We start from the raw sequence: 14578 nt of genomic DNA, 5'->3' as shown, positions 1-14578 counted from the left end.
ACGCCATGGACGCTTTTAACTACCGTGACGGCGAGCTGTTCGCGGAAGGTGTTGCCCTGTCCGCCATCGCCGAACGCTTTGGCACACCGACTTACGTCTACTCCCGTGCGCACATCGAAGCCCAGTACCTGGCTTATGCCGATGCACTGGCCGGCATGCCGCACCTGGTCTGCTTTGCGGTCAAGGCCAACTCCAACCTGGGTGTACTGAATGTCCTGGCGCGTCTGGGCGCCGGTTTCGACATCGTCTCCCGTGGCGAGCTGGAACGTGTACTGGCCGCTGGTGGCAGCGCCGACAAGATCGTCTTCTCCGGTGTCGGCAAGACCCGTGACGACATGCGTCGTGCCCTGGAAGTCGGCGTGCACTGCTTCAACGTCGAATCCACCGATGAGTTGGAACGTCTGCAAGTCGTCGCCGCCGAGCTGGGCGTTCGCGCGCCGATCTCGTTGCGCGTTAACCCGGATGTCGACGCCGGTACCCACCCGTACATTTCCACCGGTCTTAAAGAGAACAAGTTCGGCATCGCCATCGCCGACGCCGAAGACGTGTACATCCGTGCCGCCCAGCTGCCTAACCTGGAAGTGGTCGGCGTCGATTGCCACATCGGTTCGCAACTGACCACCCTGCCGCCGTTCATCGATGCCCTCGACCGCCTGCTGGGCCTGGTCGACCGCCTCGGCGATTGCGGCATTTACCTGTGCCATATCGATCTCGGTGGTGGCCTGGGCGTGCGTTATCGCGATGAAGAGCCGCCATTGGCTGCCGACTACATCAAAGCCGTGCGCGAGCGTCTCGACGGTCGTGACCTGGCGCTGGTGTTCGAGCCGGGCCGCTTTATCGTCGCCAACGCCGGCGTGCTGCTGACCCAGGTCGAGTACCTCAAGCACACCGAACACAAAGACTTCGCCATCGTCGACGCGGCCATGAACGACTTGATCCGCCCGGCGCTGTACCAGGCCTGGATGGACGTCACCGCCGTGCGCCCGCGCACTACCGCGGCCCGTGCCTACGACATCGTCGGGCCGATCTGCGAGACCGGCGACTTTCTGGCCAAGGACCGTCAGCTGGCCCTGGAAGAAGGCGATCTGCTGGCCGTGCATTCGGCCGGTGCCTACGGGTTTGTCATGAGTTCCAACTACAACACCCGCGGCCGTGCCGCTGAAGTGTTGGTGGACGGTGATCAGGCATTTGAAGTGCGTCGCCGTGAGACGGTAGCCGAGTTGTTTGCTGGCGAAAGCCTGCTGCCGGAGTAAAACCATGCTGCTGCGTTTTACCAAGATGCACGGCCTGGGCAATGACTTCATGGTCCTCGACCTGGTCAGCCAGCATGCGCACATCCTGCCCAAACACGCCAAGCAATGGGGCGATCGGCATACGGGTATCGGTTTCGACCAGTTGCTGATCGTCGAAGCGCCAAGCAACCCGGACGTGGATTTCCGCTATCGGATCTTCAACGCCGACGGCTCCGAAGTGGAACAGTGCGGCAACGGTGCGCGCTGCTTCGCGCGCTTCGTGCTCGACAAACGCCTGACCGCGAAACGGCTGATCCGCGTCGAGACTAAAAGCGGCATCATCGAACTGGATATCCGCAGCGACGGGCAGATCGGTGTCAACATGGGCGCACCGCGCCTGGTACCGGCCGACATTCCGTTCGACGCGCCGGAACAGGCCCTGAGTTATCAGGTTGACGTCGACGGCACTGCGGTCGACCTGGCCGCCGTGTCCATGGGCAACCCCCATGCCGTGCTGCGGGTCAGCGACATCAATAATGCACCGGTGCATGAACTGGGGCCAAAAATCGAAAACCATCCGCGCTTTCCGGCGCGGGTCAATGTCGGTTTTCTCCAGGTCATCGACCGCAACCGTGCGCAGCTGCGCGTCTGGGAACGCGGGGCCGGGGAAACCCAGGCGTGCGGAACCGGCGCTTGCGCTGCCGCAGTGGCCGCGATCAGCCAGGGGTGGATGGATTCGCCGCTATTGATCGACCTGCCCGGCGGGCGTTTGTCCATTGAATGGGCAGGCCCTGGCCAACCGGTCATGATGACCGGCCCGGCAGTGCGCGTTTATGAAGGACAAGTGCGTCTTTGAGAGAGTCGAATCCATGAAAGATAAACCCCAGGTTCCCGCCCGACAGCCCGACGAATCCCCTTCCGAAAGCCTTGAGGCGGCGGCGATTGCCGCGTACCTGGAGGCTCATCCGGATTTCTTCGTCGAGCATGAAGAACTGCTCGCAACCTTGCGCATTCCGCACCAGCGCGGCGACACCATTTCGCTGGTCGAACGCCAGATGACCATTCTGCGCGACCGCAATATCGAGTTGCGTCATCGCCTCTCGCACTTGATGGACGTGGCCCGCGACAACGATCGCCTCTTCGACAAGACCCGCCGCCTGATTCTCGCGCTGATGGACGCCACCAGCCTGGAAGATGTGGTGATCAGCGTCGAAGACAGTCTGCGCCAGGACTTCCAGGTGCCCTTCGTCAGCCTGATTCTGCTGGGTGACAACCCCATGCCGGTGGGCCGCTGGGTGACCCATGCCGACGCGCAAACGGCCATCGGCGGCTTGCTCTCGGAAGACAAAAGCGTCAGCGGCAGCCTGCGTGAACACGAACTGGACTTCCTGTTTGGCGAAGAACAGCGCAAGCAGATTGGTTCCACCGCCGTCGTCGCCATCAGCTACCAAGGCATCCACGGCGTCCTGGCCATCGCCAGCCGCGACCCGCAGCACTACAAGAGTTCGGTGGGCACGCTGTTTCTCAGCTACATCGCCGAAGTGATGGGCCGCGTGCTGCCGCGGGTCAACAGCTCCCTGCGCTCGGTACGCTGACCATGGAACAGCAACTGGACGCTTACTGCGAACACTTGCGCAGTGAGCGGCAGGTGTCGCCCCATACGCTGTACGCCTACCGCCGCGACCTCGACAAAGTGCTGGGCTGGTGCGTCAAACAGAACATCAGCAGTTGGGCGGCCCTGGACATCCAGCGCCTGCGCAGCCTGATCGCACGCCTGCATGCCCAGGGTCAATCGTCCCGCAGCCTGGCGCGGCTGTTGTCGGCAGTGCGTGGGCTCTATCACTACCTCAACCGCGAAGGCCTTTGCGATCACGACCCGGCCAACGGCCTGGCGCCGCCAAAGGGCGAACGACGGCTGCCGAAAACCCTCGACACCGACCGCGCGCTGCAACTGCTTGAGGGCGCGGTGGAAGATGATTTCCTGGCGCGTCGGGATCAGGCGATTCTGGAGTTGTTCTATTCCTCGGGTTTGCGGCTTTCGGAACTGACCGGGCTCAATCTTGATCAGCTGGACCTGGCCGATGGCATGGTTCAAGTGCTCGGCAAGGGCAGCAAGACCCGACTGCTGCCGGTCGGCAAGAAAGCACGTGAAGCGCTGGAGTTGTGGCTGCCGCTACGGGCCATGACCAACCCGGCGGACGACGCGGTGTTTGTCAGCCAGCAAGGCCGGCGCCTCGGCCCACGGGCGATTCAGGTGCGGGTTAAAGCCGCTGGCGAGCGCGAGCTGGGACAGAACTTGCATCCGCACATGCTGCGGCACTCCTTCGCCAGCCATTTGCTGGAGTCCTCCCAGGACTTGCGGGCGGTTCAGGAATTGCTCGGCCACTCGGACATCAAAACCACCCAGATCTACACCCACCTGGACTTCCAGCACCTGGCGACGGTTTACGACAGCGCCCATCCAAGGGCCAAACGCATCAAAGGCGATGAGTCATGAGAATCCAATTGATCACCTTCGACCTCGACGACACCCTGTGGGACACCGCCCCGGTGATCGTCAGCGCCGAAGCCGTATTGCGTGAATGGCTGACCGAGCATGCACCGAATCTGGGCGCCGTGCCGGTGGAGCATTTGTGGGCGATTCGCGAGCGGATCCTGAGCAGCGAACCAAGCCTCAAGCACCGCATCAGCGCCCTGCGCCGCCGAGTCTTGTTCCACGCGCTGGAAGAGGCCGGTTACGACCAGGATCAGTCCTCAGACCTGGCCGATCAGAGTTTTGAGGTGTTTCTGCATGCCCGGCATCAACTGGAAATCTTCCCGGAGGTACAACCGACCCTGGAGACTCTGGCCAATCACTACGCCCTCGGCGTCGTCACCAACGGCAATGCCGATGTGCGCCGGTTAGGGCTGGCGGATTACTTCAAATTTGCCTTGTGCGCCGAAGACATCGGCATCGGCAAGCCGGATGCGCGACTGTTTCATGAGGCGTTGCAACGGGGTGGTGCGACGCCTGAGACGGCCGTGCATATCGGCGATCATCCGGGTGACGACATTGCCGGCGCCCAGCAGGCGGGATTGCGGGCGATCTGGTTTAACCCGGCGGGCAAGGTGTGGGAAGCGCAGAAGACGCCGGATGCCGAGATTCGCAGTTTGACCGAGTTGCCAGCGTTGTTGGCCCGTTGGAATGCCCAACCCTGACCCTGAATTCACACTGCCCCCTGTAGGAGCTGAGCTTGCTCGCGATGGCGGCAGAACATTCAGAATTTATATCGACTGACACGCCGCCATCGCGAGCAAGCTCAGCTTCTACAGGGATTGCGTCAACCTGAACCTTTTATTTCACCCATGAAAAAGCCCGCAGCGACGGCGGGCTTTTTCAGCAAGCAAGGTGCAGGCGCTTAGATAGGCCGGCTGCCGTACTTGTTATCAGGCTTCTTGGGAGGATCGGCGACCACATTGGCCTCCACTTCCTGCACCTTGCCGCCCTTGGCCAGGAACTCTTCCATGGCCCGCGCCAGAGCATCACGCTCCTTGTTTTTCGCTTCGACGCTCGGCAGCTCATCGACCGATACCGCTGCCTTGGCTTTGCCTTTGGCGGTCGGAACGGGCGCTTCACCGCCATCGTCTTCAGCGACGTCGTCCGTCGCTGCTTCCAGACCTTCTTCGGTTTCGTCGTCGTCGCCTACTTCGAGGTCGTCGTTTTCCAGATCATCGTCGCTCATGTTCTACCTCATGACTTGCGAAAAGCAGATTAGTTATAGCCCAGCTTCGCCGTCTGTCGAAGGCCGCTGGAAAAAATTCTACAAACCGCTGGTAATCAACGGTTTATGCCCCTTCACCGTATACGGTGGCGAGGACTTTACGGGCACCGCCATTATCACGGTGCTCGCCCAGATAAACGCCTTGCCAGGTTCCCAGCGCCAGTCGGCCTGCCGAAATCGGCAAACTGAGCTGACAGCCAAGTACGCTGGCCTTGAAGTGCGCCGGGAGGTCGTCCAGGCCTTCGTCGTTATGCTCATAGCCGTCTGTTCCTTGTGGGATCAGACGATTGAAAAATCGTTCGAAGTCGCGACGTACCGCCGGATCGGCGTTCTCGTTGATGGTCAACGACGCCGAGGTATGCTGCAGCCACAAATGCAAAAGACCAACCCGACATGCCTTGAGTTCAGGCAGGCCGGCGAGTAACTCGTCCGTTACCAGATGAAAGCCCCGGGGCCTCGCCCGCAGGGTAATCAGAGTCTGTTGCCACATACAGTTCTCCGCACGTTCGGGGCGCATTCTAGCGCGCTCTGGGAAAAAACAAAGGCCCTAATATTCCTTCAATCATGTAAGCCATTGGCCGCAGAAAAACGCTCGTCGTAAACGCCACTAAACGTGTACGAAAAAACCTTTCAGCAGTTCCTTCACTGACAAACTCCAGACAAAAAAATGCCCGGCAAGCCGGGCAAGTTTTTTTGTGCGCGTACTTACAAGTTGTAGCCGCGTTCGTTGTGGAGTGCCAGATCGATGCCGACAGCCTCTTCTTCTTCCGTGATACGCAGACCCATGACGGCGTCCAGGACCTTGAGAATGATGAAGGTGACGATCGCGGTGTAGATCACCGTGAAGCCCACGCCTTTGCACTGAATCCAGACTTGTGCGGCGATGTCGGTGACGGTGCCGAAGCCGCCCAGCGACGGTGCAGCGAAGACACCGGTCAGGATCGCGCCGAGGATACCGCCGATACCGTGCACACCGAAGGCGTCCAGGGAGTCGTCATAGCCGAGTTTGCGTTTCAGGGTGGTGGCGCAGAAGAAGCACACCACGCCTGCTGCCAGACCGATGACCAGAGCGCCCATCGGGCCCACGGTGCCAGCGGCTGGCGTGATTGCAACCAGACCGGCCACAACACCCGAAGCGATACCCAGAGCACTTGGTTTGCCGTGAGTGATCCACTCGGCGAACATCCAGCCCAATGCAGCGGCGGCGGTTGCGATCTGGGTCACCAGCATTGCCATGCCGGCAGTGCCGTTGGCCGCAGCAGCGGAACCGGCGTTGAAGCCGAACCAGCCAACCCACAGCATTGCAGCACCCATCAGGGTGTAACCGAGGTTGTGCGGCGCCATCGGGGTCGTCGGGAAGCCTTTGCGCTTGCCCAGTACCAGGCAGGCAATCAGACCGGCCACACCGGCGTTGATGTGCACCACGGTGCCCCCGGCGAAGTCCAGCACGCCCCAGTCCCACAACAGGCCGCCGTTACCGGACCAGACCATGTGCGCGATGGGTGCGTAAACCAGGGTGAACCAGACGCCCATGAAGATCAGCATGGCGGAGAACTTCATCCGCTCGGCGAAGGCACCGACGATCAGCGCAGGGGTGATGATGGCGAACGTCATCTGGAAGGTGATGAACACCGCTTCAGGGAACAGCGCCGCAGGGCCGGTCAGGCTCGCTGGCGTGACACCGGCGAGGAAAGCCTTGCCCATGCCACCGAAGAACGAGTTGAAGTTGATGACGCCCTGTTCCATGCCGGTGGTGTCGAACGCGATGCTGTAGCCATAAATGACCCACAGAATGCTGATCAGACCGGTAATGGCAAAGCACTGCATCATCACGGAAAGAATGTTTTTGGAACGAACCATGCCGCCGTAGAACAGCGCGAGGCCGGGAATGGTCATGAACAGCACGAGGGCTGTCGAAGTCATCATCCAGGCAGTATCGCCGGAATTGAGGACTGGGGCCGCCACTTCGTCTGCCGCCATAGCCAGGCTGGGCATTACGAGGGACAACAGGGCTCCTAGCCCTGCGAATTTACGCAGAGTCATATTGTTTTCTCCTGGGGCGTTGGGTTTGTGGCGGCTTAGATTGCGTCGGTATCGGTTTCGCCGGTACGGATGCGAATCGCCTGTTCCAGATTGACCACGAAGATCTTGCCGTCACCGATCTTACCGGTGTTGGCAGCCTTGGTTATCGCCTCGATAACCCGGTCAAGATCCTTGTCGTCAATGGCGACGTCGATCTTCACCTTTGGCAGGAAATCGACCACGTATTCCGCGCCGCGATACAGCTCGGTGTGACCCTTCTGCCGACCGAAGCCTTTGACTTCAGTAACGGTAATGCCCTGCACGCCGATCTCGGACAGCGACTCGCGTACGTCGTCCAGTTTGAACGGCTTGATGATGGCAGTGACTAGCTTCATGAAAACTCTCTCCCGAATTAGTGGACTTGCCCCAGGAAAACAAACCCGACTCAAGTCTAAGCGCAGTGCCTGGCTTTGTAACGCATCGTCGGCCTTACCTGCCCGTCCGACGCCTGCTAACCACTCCGCACGAAACACTTCCCCCGTTCCGCTTGGCGCACTGCATTCGTCACAGCGACTGCATCAGTGCATGGGTCACTACCGACTAAGCAGAAAGCTTGCCATCTCGCCAAAACCCACTGATTTCAAGCCCTTGGCCGCTGCGGCAAGCCGCTTCGCTCCCATGGCCCGACGGATACGCACAACAACAGTGCGCGGCCGCCCGTCCGCATGCGCGAAAAGCGTGCACCCCCTGACTGCGAGATTGACTATAGACACTGCGTGATACACTGCCCGCCATTGTTGACAGGACATTTCCCATGCTCGCACCCAAAGACTTCCTCGATGCCCTGAGCGGCACCGCCTCCCGCCTCTTCAGCGGCGACAACCCGCTGCCGAAAAGCGAAATCGAAAGCCAGTTCAAGGCTCTGTTGCAGAGCGGCTTCAGCAAGCTGGATCTGGTGAGCCGGGAAGAATTCGATAGCCAGATGGTTGTGCTGGCACGGACGCGGGCACGATTGGAGAGTCTTGAGGCGAAGGTGGCGGAGTTGGAAGCGAAGCTGAATCCACCTGCTGAATCCGAGTAACCTGATCGTTCCCACGCTCTGCGTGGGAATGCCGCCAGGGACGCTCCGCGTTCCGCTTCAGGATGTGACGCAGAGCGTCACGAGATGCATTCCCACGCGGAGCGTGGGAACGATCATTCAGCGCTAATTCCAGGCTGAGTCCTACAAAGATCACATCCGTCGTCCGATTGCGCCGCAAAGCCCCCGTTCCTAAGCTCACCCTCTGCTGAATGTTCAGCACTGGGTTTGGCGACCCGGAAGCTTAAGGCGCACGACGACCATCTACTTGAGTCATGGCGGTTGTGCGTGGGAGACCTTCGGGTCTGCCGGGTTCCTTTTGCTCCGGTTCGCCAACCCGCGTACAGCTGCCACCCATTCGTTTGGCGACGATTACTGGCAGCACCTTGAAGCAAAAGGAGCTGTTCAATGAATTGCGATGACGCGTACCTGATTCCCCACGTCTTCACCCGCCACAAACTCCACCTCCACGCCCTCCTCCTTGAAAACCAAGCCTGGTTCAGCGCCCGCGACCTCGGCCGATTGCTTCGCCTTTACCTCGAAGAACGCGCCGTCCGCAAACTCGACGCCGATCAACATCAAACCTCACGGGTGCTCATCCACGGCACCATCGAAAACACCCTGCTGATCAGCGAATCCGGCGTCTATGCATTGCTGGTCTACCACTACTGCCCCGAATACCGAGGCCTGCGCGAATGGCTGACCCACGACGTGGTCCCCGCCCTCAGAGACGCCCAGCAACCGCCTTCAAGCGAACGCCCGATTCTGAGCCTGCTGAACTGGCCGGAGATGTCATTGAGTTTGCTGCACTGGAATAACCAGCCGTGGATTCGGCTGCAGGATGTTCCGCATATGTTGCCGAGTGGCGAACGCCCGCGAGGTGCGGTCAATACACCTTGGTGGAAGCGAGCATCGAAGATGCTCCAAACATTCTGATCCTCAAAAAAGACCCCCACGTCGTTAACGTGGGGTTCGATTAATCCGAAGATCAGGCGCAGTGTGGAAGACGCTCGACCTGATCGCGGATCGTGGCACCCCGTTCAATTTCGGCTTTACGCAAATCGTATGTCGATTGCAGGTTCAGCCAAAACTCAGGGGTCGTATCCAGGCAGATAGAAAGCCTGAGCGCCATGTCTGCACTGACACCCCGACGCTGGAGCACGATGTCATTCACCGTCGGTGTCGAGACACTCAATGCTCTAGCCAAAGCCGCAGCCGTTAGGCTCAGAGGCTCCAGGTATTCCTCTTTGAGGATTTCGCCGGGATGAACCGGGCGCATACCATTCTTAGTCATACTCACCTCAGTGATAATCGACAATTTCGACATTTTCTGGTCCGTTAAGGCCCCAGATAAAGCAAATTCGCCATTGAGCATTGATACGGATGCTGTGTTGTCCTTTGCGATTCCCTCCCAATCCCTCCAAGCGATTGCCCGGCGGTGATCGAAGATCTAGCAACACAGCTGCAGCATCAAGCATCGTCAGCTTTCGTTCCACGACACTCAAAATGGCTGACCACACACGGGTTCTACCGTTGCGAAACAAGTACTCGGTCTCAGAACACTTAAAGCTAACGATCATAATTTAAAGCTTAACGTTATGCATTAATCTTGAGTGTATAACCTGAATTCACCAATGCAAACGCGGTTTTGCGATTCTTGGCCTTCCTTTCAAAACTTTAGGAAAAGGACTACCTGCGCCCTTCAGAAGGCTTTCGAAATCCAGCCGAGTCCTACAAAAACAAGCGCCAATTCTCATTGCATCACAACCGTGCTCACCTCTTAAGCTGACCGACCTAAAAAGCAATCTTCCAATCCAAAACAGGTCTCCATGAACCGTAAAAAACAAAAAGCCAAAACGTTATTCGTCGCTGAATATCAAGCTGAGGCGCTCCGACTAGCCGGGAACGTATCAGCCAATCAACGTCGCTTTTTGGAGGTCGCTGCTGCTCACGGCAAAGAACTCGAGCCGAGTGGCTGGCTCGCAGGCACGTGCCTGACTAAGCTCCAATGAGACCGCCTGACTGGCGGTTTTTTTTCGCATCCGAATTAGCTCACCAACGCTCGCAACATCCTGCGAAGGTTTGGCACCTTCACAACCACGCTAAATCACCACCTCCCAACTACCCTTCAAAAACCCGCAGGAAGCGGTCCCCGTCAGCTCAAGGAATAATCATGTCTCTGGCCATCGTCCACAGTCGCGCCCAGATTGGCGTGGAGGCGCCCGTCGTCACCGTAGAGGTTCATCTGGCCAACGGCTTGCCGTCGCTAACGATGGTCGGTTTACCTGAAGCGGCAGTTAAGGAAAGCAAGGATCGAGTACGCAGTGCGATCATCAACTCGGGCCTGCAATTTCCGGCACGCCGCATCACGCTGAATCTCGCACCCGCCGACTTACCAAAAGACGGCGGACGCTTCGATCTGGCGATTGCCCTTGGGATTCTGGCGGCCAGCGTGCAGGTGCCGACGTTGACGCTGGATGATGTGGAGTGTCTGGGAGAGCTGGCGTTGTCAGGCGCGGTGCGGGCGGTTCGTGGTGTGTTGCCGGCGGCACTCGCGGCGCGCAAGGCCGGGCGCTCGCTGATGGTGCCGCGGGCGAATGCCGAGGAAGCGTGCCTGGCGTCAGGGTTGAAGGTGATTGCGGTGGACCACCTGTTGCAGGCTGTTGCGCATTTCAACGGTCATACGCCCGTCGAACCCTATGTTTCCAATGGATTGCTCTACGCCAGCAAACCCTATCCCGATTTGAATGAAGTGCAGGGCCAACTCGCGGCCAAGCGTGCGTTGCTGATTGCGGCGGCTGGAGCTCATAACTTGCTCTTCAGTGGGCCGCCGGGTACGGGAAAAACTCTACTGGCGAGCAGGCTGCCGGGGCTGTTGCCGCCATTGGCCGAGAACGAAGCGCTGGAAGTTGCGGCGATTCAATCGGTCGCCAGCTGCGTGCCGCTGAGCCATTGGCCGCAGCGACCGTTTCGCCAGCCCCACCACTCCGCCTCAGGTGCGGCGCTGGTAGGCGGCGGTTCGAAACCGCAGCCCGGCGAAATCACCCTCGCCCACCATGGCGTTCTATTCCTGGATGAGCTGCCGGAGTTTGATCGCAAAGTATTGGAGGTTTTAAGGGAGCCACTGGAGTCCGGGCACATCGTGATTGCCCGTGCCCGTGACCGCGTACGATTCCCGGCGCGATTCCAATTGGTTGCCGCGATGAATCCCTGCCCCTGTGGATATCTTGGCGAGCCCAGCGGCAAATGTAGTTGTACACCGGACATGGTCCAGCGTTACCGCAACAAACTGTCGGGGCCGCTGCTGGACCGAATCGACCTGCACCTGACCGTCGCTCGGGAAGCCACGGCGTTGAACCCTGCGCTGAAACCCGGTGACGACACCGCCACAGCCGCAGTGCTGGTTGCCGACGCACGAGAGCGACAACAAAAACGCCAGGGCTGCGCAAACGCCTTCCTTGATCTTCCGGGTCTGCGCAAACACTGCAAGTTATCCACAACCGACGAAACCTGGCTGGAAACTGCCTGTGAGCGACTGACGTTGTCGCTGAGATCAGCCCATCGACTGCTCAAAGTGGCGCGCACTCTGGCGGACCTTGAGCAAGTCGATGGCATCACCCGCGAACACTTGGCCGAGGCGCTGCAATACCGGCCGACAGCACATTAATCGCGGTCAATTCTTGGAGAGGTCCACCAACGGCGCCTGCCGAATCTCAGTCTCGCGCCCACCCTGAATCTCACTCACGGTCTTCAACGCCTTATCCACAGCCCCCTTATCCGCCAACAGGTTGTAACTGATCTGGAACTGCTTCTGCTCCTTGGCCGCAATCGTCGGCACCAGATTCAGTGGCCGTTGATACCGGCGGTTGTAGGAAAAGCTCGTCCCTGGCTCAAGACCCGTGACATAGCCCTGCCCTTGGGTGTCAGTGTTTTTCCACAGGGAGAACACCGGTAACTGTTGAGTATTGAAACCCACCGAAACCCCTAGGCTGCCCGCCTTGTTATGCAACACGGTCAACGTGTCACCCTTGGCATCGCCATAAGGCACGACGTTGTAAACCGTCTCGTCGTAGTCCTTGGTCGGCGCGCGATAGGTCTGCCAGTCCGGCAAATCCCCTTTTGCCTTGTCATTGAATGGCGAAACCTGCTTCACAGGCGCAGCAAAACGGGCGCCCTGCTCCAGGAATGGAGTACTGAAGTTGCTGTGGTACAGCGCCTGGTATTCCTTTGGATAATCGCCGTTGTTGGTGAGGGTGTCGTTGAGGGCGAACGCTGCGCTACCGGGTTCGGTGACCAGTTCGGTCATCACCGAGAAGTCGACTTTCTTGAACGCCTGCTCTTTAAGCTCGCCGCGCAGGCTGATGGCGTAAGGCGCTTTTTCATCGATGTGCAAAGTGACTTTGCCGGCCGGAATGTTGGCGGCACGACCGTGGAGAGTTAGCAGTTCACCGTTGTCCATGCCTGGGTGACCGACCCACTCGTAGCCACAGCGAGCGACCAGTTCATTAAAGCCCTCGAGCCAGCCCAGTCCTCCACGGCCGTTGAGTTCGATGAAGGACGGATTGACCACGTCCTTGACCGGCGAATCCCAACCCATGCGCACATTACCGACCGACGCCTGCAGGACGTTCATCCCGCGGGTCGGCACCACCGAAAGCTTCAGGGTGCCGTTATCGATATCGACGATGCTGACACCCTCCTGCCGACCACCGTGCAAGGTGCGCAGGGTTACCGAGAAGGGTTTGTCAGTTTTGATGCCGAGCTGCTGACTGGTGATCTGCCAGTTCTGGGCAGCCTTGTCGGTGTCGAGCAGCACGTAATCCCAGGCCATGGCGTGGGAGGCAGTGGTGAGTGCGCCGAGGGCAACGACGAGTTTTAGCGGGGTCATGGGAAGCGCCTTTCTTGGAGTTGTGCATTTTTTATAACGCTGATGAAACGATTCAGCAAGATTAAAAAACGCACACACCCAAGCCTTCCCCGGCCATTCCACATCGACCTCAAGCAGCGTCTGCTTTCTTGAGCTAGTCTCAAGCGGTTTTGGACGATCGGCAGATTGACGGCGACATCATAATGACATTAAGGTCGCCAGCTAAATGCAGGAGCATGAACAGGCAATTCCGTCTGTCATTTTTCGCGAATGATCATATGGAGTTTGGATGCGCGGGGCACTATTACGCAGCGGTAAGAGCGGGTCATTCACTGCCCTCGGCGAAACGGGTCAACCGGTCTACCGGGCTGCCCTGCAATTGCGCGAAGCCATTCGCCGCAAAAACCCCGACATGGTCGATCACCTGGCCATTCCTCAAAGCGACGAACTCGGTAACCAGATCGATTGGTACAGCGGTCTCGACGGCGATGTGATCCCGTGGAGCAGTGCGACCGAAGAAGAGCGCGCACCCGCCCGCCGCCAACTTGAAGCCCTGAAAGTCGCACTTGATGAGTTGAGTCAGCGTTTTCTGGGGACAGAGCCAGCCGAGCAACAGGGCGACAAAGCCGTGTTCGGCAAGTTGCTCAAACGCGTCATTCATTTCCCTGACGAAACCTTCGTCTACCTGGTTCAAGGCAAACCGGTGCTGACCTTTTGGGGTTTCGAGCACGCCGGTGCCGATCACAATCGCGATCCCCTGCATTGCCTCTATCAAGCGCCACCCGTGATTGCTCCGCCGCCAGTGGTCGAAGCGCCAGTTGTTGCGCCGATCGTGCCGGCGGTGGTTCGCCCGTGGTGGCGTCGCTGGTGGTGGTGGCTGTTGCTGCTACCGTTCTTGCTGCTGCTTTTGTGGCTGTTGCTCGGCCTGCGCGGTTGTGTCCCGATTCCATTGGTGGCGGTGAATCTACTCCCCGAGGGCATCATGCCGGTGGAAAAAACACTGGAAGAGCCGCAGCTGACGGGCAACGCGGCTACGCTCAATGGAGTGCCGGTGACCGGCGCCGTCGTCGGTTCCACCACAGGCACAGCCGTGACCGGCACTCATGGAGTAGAAGCTCCGGCAGATTTGGCTAAAGATCCGGCCGCCGAATCCCCCGTCACGCCACCCGATGCCAAAAACGAACCGCCTGCTGCAACACCGCCCGACGCGGAAAAATCCGCAGCAGCAAAACCAGGCCCGGCCCTGAGCATTCCACCTGATGCCGCCGACGGTGCCGCTGATTTCCTCGACGGTCAGTACCGCGCCGGTGCCGGTATCCAGGATCGCCGGACCGGCAAACCGCTGCGCCTGGAATACCAGTTCAAGGACGGTAAAGGCGAAGTCACCGTGCACCAGGCCGACGGCTCGAAATGCAGCGGCCCGGTCACCGCCGCCATGAAGGGCGGCAGCCTGGCCATCGACAGCCAGGGCCAGGCCGTGTGCGCCGATGGCAGCACTTACGACATGCCCAAGGTCAACTGCCGCAAAGGGGCGACCACGGTCGCGGACTGCACCGGCGGTTACGGAAAAGATCAATTCCCCATGTCCATGCGGCAGATGGGCGAATAAGAACGGAAT

Annotated in this window: 17 protein-coding genes; 10 read left to right on the top strand and 7 right to left on the bottom strand. The window is 59.4% G+C overall.

Annotation, left to right across the window (positions count from 1 at the left end):
* The first annotated feature begins 5 nt into the window (after positions 1 to 5).
* Genes lysA through ACYZT5_RS25545 form a run of 5 tightly spaced genes read left to right on the top strand, consistent with a single transcriptional unit; the run spans position 6 to position 4430 of the window.
* Positions 6 to 1253, top strand: coding sequence for a diaminopimelate decarboxylase (gene lysA, locus ACYZT5_RS25565; RefSeq protein ID WP_462047925.1), 1248 nt, complete (start codon positions 6 to 8; stop codon positions 1251 to 1253).
* A gap of 4 nt (positions 1254 to 1257) precedes the next feature.
* Positions 1258 to 2088: a diaminopimelate epimerase gene (gene dapF, locus ACYZT5_RS25560; protein WP_462047924.1), complete on the top strand. Its 831-nt coding sequence runs from the start codon at positions 1258 to 1260 to the stop codon at positions 2086 to 2088.
* Between the two features lie 13 nt (positions 2089 to 2101).
* The gene (locus tag ACYZT5_RS25555; RefSeq protein ID WP_462047923.1) at positions 2102 to 2827 is read left to right on the top strand and encodes a DUF484 family protein; all 726 of its coding nucleotides are present in this window, start codon (positions 2102 to 2104) and stop codon (positions 2825 to 2827) included.
* A 2-nt stretch (positions 2828 to 2829) separates the two neighbouring features.
* The gene (gene xerC, locus ACYZT5_RS25550) at positions 2830 to 3729 is read left to right on the top strand and encodes a tyrosine recombinase XerC (RefSeq protein WP_462047922.1); all 900 of its coding nucleotides are present in this window, start codon (positions 2830 to 2832) and stop codon (positions 3727 to 3729) included.
* Complete coding sequence (locus ACYZT5_RS25545; protein ID WP_462047921.1) at positions 3726 to 4430, top strand: HAD family hydrolase; 705 nt, start codon at positions 3726 to 3728, stop codon at positions 4428 to 4430. The genes xerC and ACYZT5_RS25545 overlap by 4 nt, the downstream gene beginning before the upstream one ends.
* A gap of 200 nt (positions 4431 to 4630) precedes the next feature.
* On the opposite strand, the gene sutA is transcribed toward ACYZT5_RS25545, so the two are convergent.
* The 4 genes from sutA to glnK form a co-directional block, all read right to left on the bottom strand.
* Positions 4631 to 4954, bottom strand: a complete 324-nt coding sequence (gene sutA, locus ACYZT5_RS25540; protein ID WP_033060690.1) for a transcriptional regulator SutA — start codon at positions 4952 to 4954, stop codon at positions 4631 to 4633.
* A 103-nt stretch (positions 4955 to 5057) separates the two neighbouring features.
* A complete protein-coding gene (locus tag ACYZT5_RS25535) occupies positions 5058 to 5483 on the bottom strand; it encodes a secondary thiamine-phosphate synthase enzyme YjbQ (RefSeq protein ID WP_462036863.1) in 426 nt (141 codons plus the stop codon).
* A gap of 215 nt (positions 5484 to 5698) precedes the next feature.
* Entirely contained in the window at positions 5699 to 7036 is a 1338-nt protein-coding gene (locus tag ACYZT5_RS25530) for an ammonium transporter (protein WP_462047920.1), read from the bottom strand.
* 35 nt (positions 7037 to 7071) lie between these two features.
* The gene (gene glnK / locus ACYZT5_RS25525; RefSeq protein WP_002555808.1) at positions 7072 to 7410 is read right to left on the bottom strand and encodes a P-II family nitrogen regulator; all 339 of its coding nucleotides are present in this window, start codon (positions 7408 to 7410) and stop codon (positions 7072 to 7074) included.
* 419 nt (positions 7411 to 7829) lie between these two features.
* Here glnK and ACYZT5_RS25520 point away from each other — a divergent pair, with 419 nt between their 5' ends.
* Positions 7830 to 8096 carry an accessory factor UbiK family protein gene (locus tag ACYZT5_RS25520; RefSeq protein WP_462047919.1) on the top strand — a complete coding sequence of 89 codons (267 nt, stop codon included), beginning with the start codon at positions 7830 to 7832 and terminating at the stop codon, positions 8094 to 8096.
* Positions 8097 to 8501: 405 nt separating this feature from the next.
* Positions 8502 to 9029 (top strand): BRO-N domain-containing protein, encoded by a 528-nt coding sequence (locus ACYZT5_RS25515; protein WP_462047918.1) that lies wholly within the window; start codon positions 8502 to 8504, stop codon positions 9027 to 9029.
* A 52-nt stretch (positions 9030 to 9081) separates the two neighbouring features.
* Here ACYZT5_RS25515 and ACYZT5_RS25510 read toward each other — a convergent pair whose 3' ends face one another.
* Positions 9082 to 9387 carry a HigA family addiction module antitoxin gene (locus ACYZT5_RS25510; RefSeq protein WP_462052309.1) on the bottom strand — a complete coding sequence of 102 codons (306 nt, stop codon included), beginning with the start codon at positions 9385 to 9387 and terminating at the stop codon, positions 9082 to 9084.
* A gap of 7 nt (positions 9388 to 9394) precedes the next feature.
* Positions 9395 to 9673 carry a type II toxin-antitoxin system RelE/ParE family toxin gene (locus ACYZT5_RS25505; RefSeq protein ID WP_462047917.1) on the bottom strand — a complete coding sequence of 93 codons (279 nt, stop codon included), beginning with the start codon at positions 9671 to 9673 and terminating at the stop codon, positions 9395 to 9397.
* Positions 9674 to 9922: 249 nt separating this feature from the next.
* On the opposite strand from ACYZT5_RS25505, the gene ACYZT5_RS25500 reads away from it, so the two are divergent.
* Both ACYZT5_RS25500 and ACYZT5_RS25495 read left to right on the top strand, forming a co-directional pair.
* Positions 9923 to 10105, top strand: a complete 183-nt coding sequence (locus ACYZT5_RS25500; RefSeq protein ID WP_462047916.1) for a hypothetical protein — start codon at positions 9923 to 9925, stop codon at positions 10103 to 10105.
* A gap of 161 nt (positions 10106 to 10266) precedes the next feature.
* Positions 10267 to 11760 (top strand): YifB family Mg chelatase-like AAA ATPase, encoded by a 1494-nt coding sequence (locus ACYZT5_RS25495; RefSeq protein ID WP_462047915.1) that lies wholly within the window; start codon positions 10267 to 10269, stop codon positions 11758 to 11760.
* A 6-nt stretch (positions 11761 to 11766) separates the two neighbouring features.
* On the opposite strand, the gene ACYZT5_RS25490 is transcribed toward ACYZT5_RS25495, so the two are convergent.
* The gene (locus tag ACYZT5_RS25490; protein ID WP_462047914.1) at positions 11767 to 12981 is read right to left on the bottom strand and encodes an aldose 1-epimerase family protein; all 1215 of its coding nucleotides are present in this window, start codon (positions 12979 to 12981) and stop codon (positions 11767 to 11769) included.
* 268 nt (positions 12982 to 13249) lie between these two features.
* On the opposite strand from ACYZT5_RS25490, the gene ACYZT5_RS25485 reads away from it, so the two are divergent.
* Entirely contained in the window at positions 13250 to 14569 is a 1320-nt protein-coding gene (locus ACYZT5_RS25485) for an SrfA family protein (RefSeq protein ID WP_462047913.1), read from the top strand.
* The last annotated feature ends 9 nt before the right edge of the window (positions 14570 to 14578 follow it).

The organism is Pseudomonas sp. LB3P14 (assembly GCF_054898045.1).
This window is presented reverse-complemented; position numbering and strand designations above follow the sequence as displayed.

Excerpts from the sequence above, each read along its gene's own strand:
- lysA (WP_462047925.1), top strand. The coding sequence starts at position 6 with ATGGACGCTTTTAACTACCGTGACGGCGAGCTGTTCGCGGAAGGTGTT.
- dapF (WP_462047924.1), top strand. The coding sequence starts at position 1,258 with ATGCTGCTGCGTTTTACCAAGATGCACGGCCTGGGCAATGACTTCATG.
- ACYZT5_RS25555 (WP_462047923.1), top strand. The coding sequence starts at position 2,102 with ATGAAAGATAAACCCCAGGTTCCCGCCCGACAGCCCGACGAATCCCCT.
- xerC (WP_462047922.1), top strand. The coding sequence starts at position 2,830 with ATGGAACAGCAACTGGACGCTTACTGCGAACACTTGCGCAGTGAGCGG.
- ACYZT5_RS25545 (WP_462047921.1), top strand. The coding sequence starts at position 3,726 with ATGAGAATCCAATTGATCACCTTCGACCTCGACGACACCCTGTGGGAC.
- sutA (WP_033060690.1), bottom strand. The coding sequence starts at position 4,954 with ATGAGCGACGATGATCTGGAAAACGACGACCTCGAAGTAGGCGACGAC.
- ACYZT5_RS25535 (WP_462036863.1), bottom strand. The coding sequence starts at position 5,483 with ATGTGGCAACAGACTCTGATTACCCTGCGGGCGAGGCCCCGGGGCTTT.
- ACYZT5_RS25530 (WP_462047920.1), bottom strand. The coding sequence starts at position 7,036 with ATGACTCTGCGTAAATTCGCAGGGCTAGGAGCCCTGTTGTCCCTCGTA.
- glnK (WP_002555808.1), bottom strand. The coding sequence starts at position 7,410 with ATGAAGCTAGTCACTGCCATCATCAAGCCGTTCAAACTGGACGACGTA.
- ACYZT5_RS25520 (WP_462047919.1), top strand. The coding sequence starts at position 7,830 with ATGCTCGCACCCAAAGACTTCCTCGATGCCCTGAGCGGCACCGCCTCC.
- ACYZT5_RS25515 (WP_462047918.1), top strand. The coding sequence starts at position 8,502 with ATGAATTGCGATGACGCGTACCTGATTCCCCACGTCTTCACCCGCCAC.
- ACYZT5_RS25510 (WP_462052309.1), bottom strand. The coding sequence starts at position 9,387 with ATGACTAAGAATGGTATGCGCCCGGTTCATCCCGGCGAAATCCTCAAA.
- ACYZT5_RS25505 (WP_462047917.1), bottom strand. The coding sequence starts at position 9,673 with ATGATCGTTAGCTTTAAGTGTTCTGAGACCGAGTACTTGTTTCGCAAC.
- ACYZT5_RS25500 (WP_462047916.1), top strand. The coding sequence starts at position 9,923 with ATGAACCGTAAAAAACAAAAAGCCAAAACGTTATTCGTCGCTGAATAT.
- ACYZT5_RS25495 (WP_462047915.1), top strand. The coding sequence starts at position 10,267 with ATGTCTCTGGCCATCGTCCACAGTCGCGCCCAGATTGGCGTGGAGGCG.
- ACYZT5_RS25490 (WP_462047914.1), bottom strand. The coding sequence starts at position 12,981 with ATGACCCCGCTAAAACTCGTCGTTGCCCTCGGCGCACTCACCACTGCC.
- ACYZT5_RS25485 (WP_462047913.1), top strand. The coding sequence starts at position 13,250 with ATGCGCGGGGCACTATTACGCAGCGGTAAGAGCGGGTCATTCACTGCC.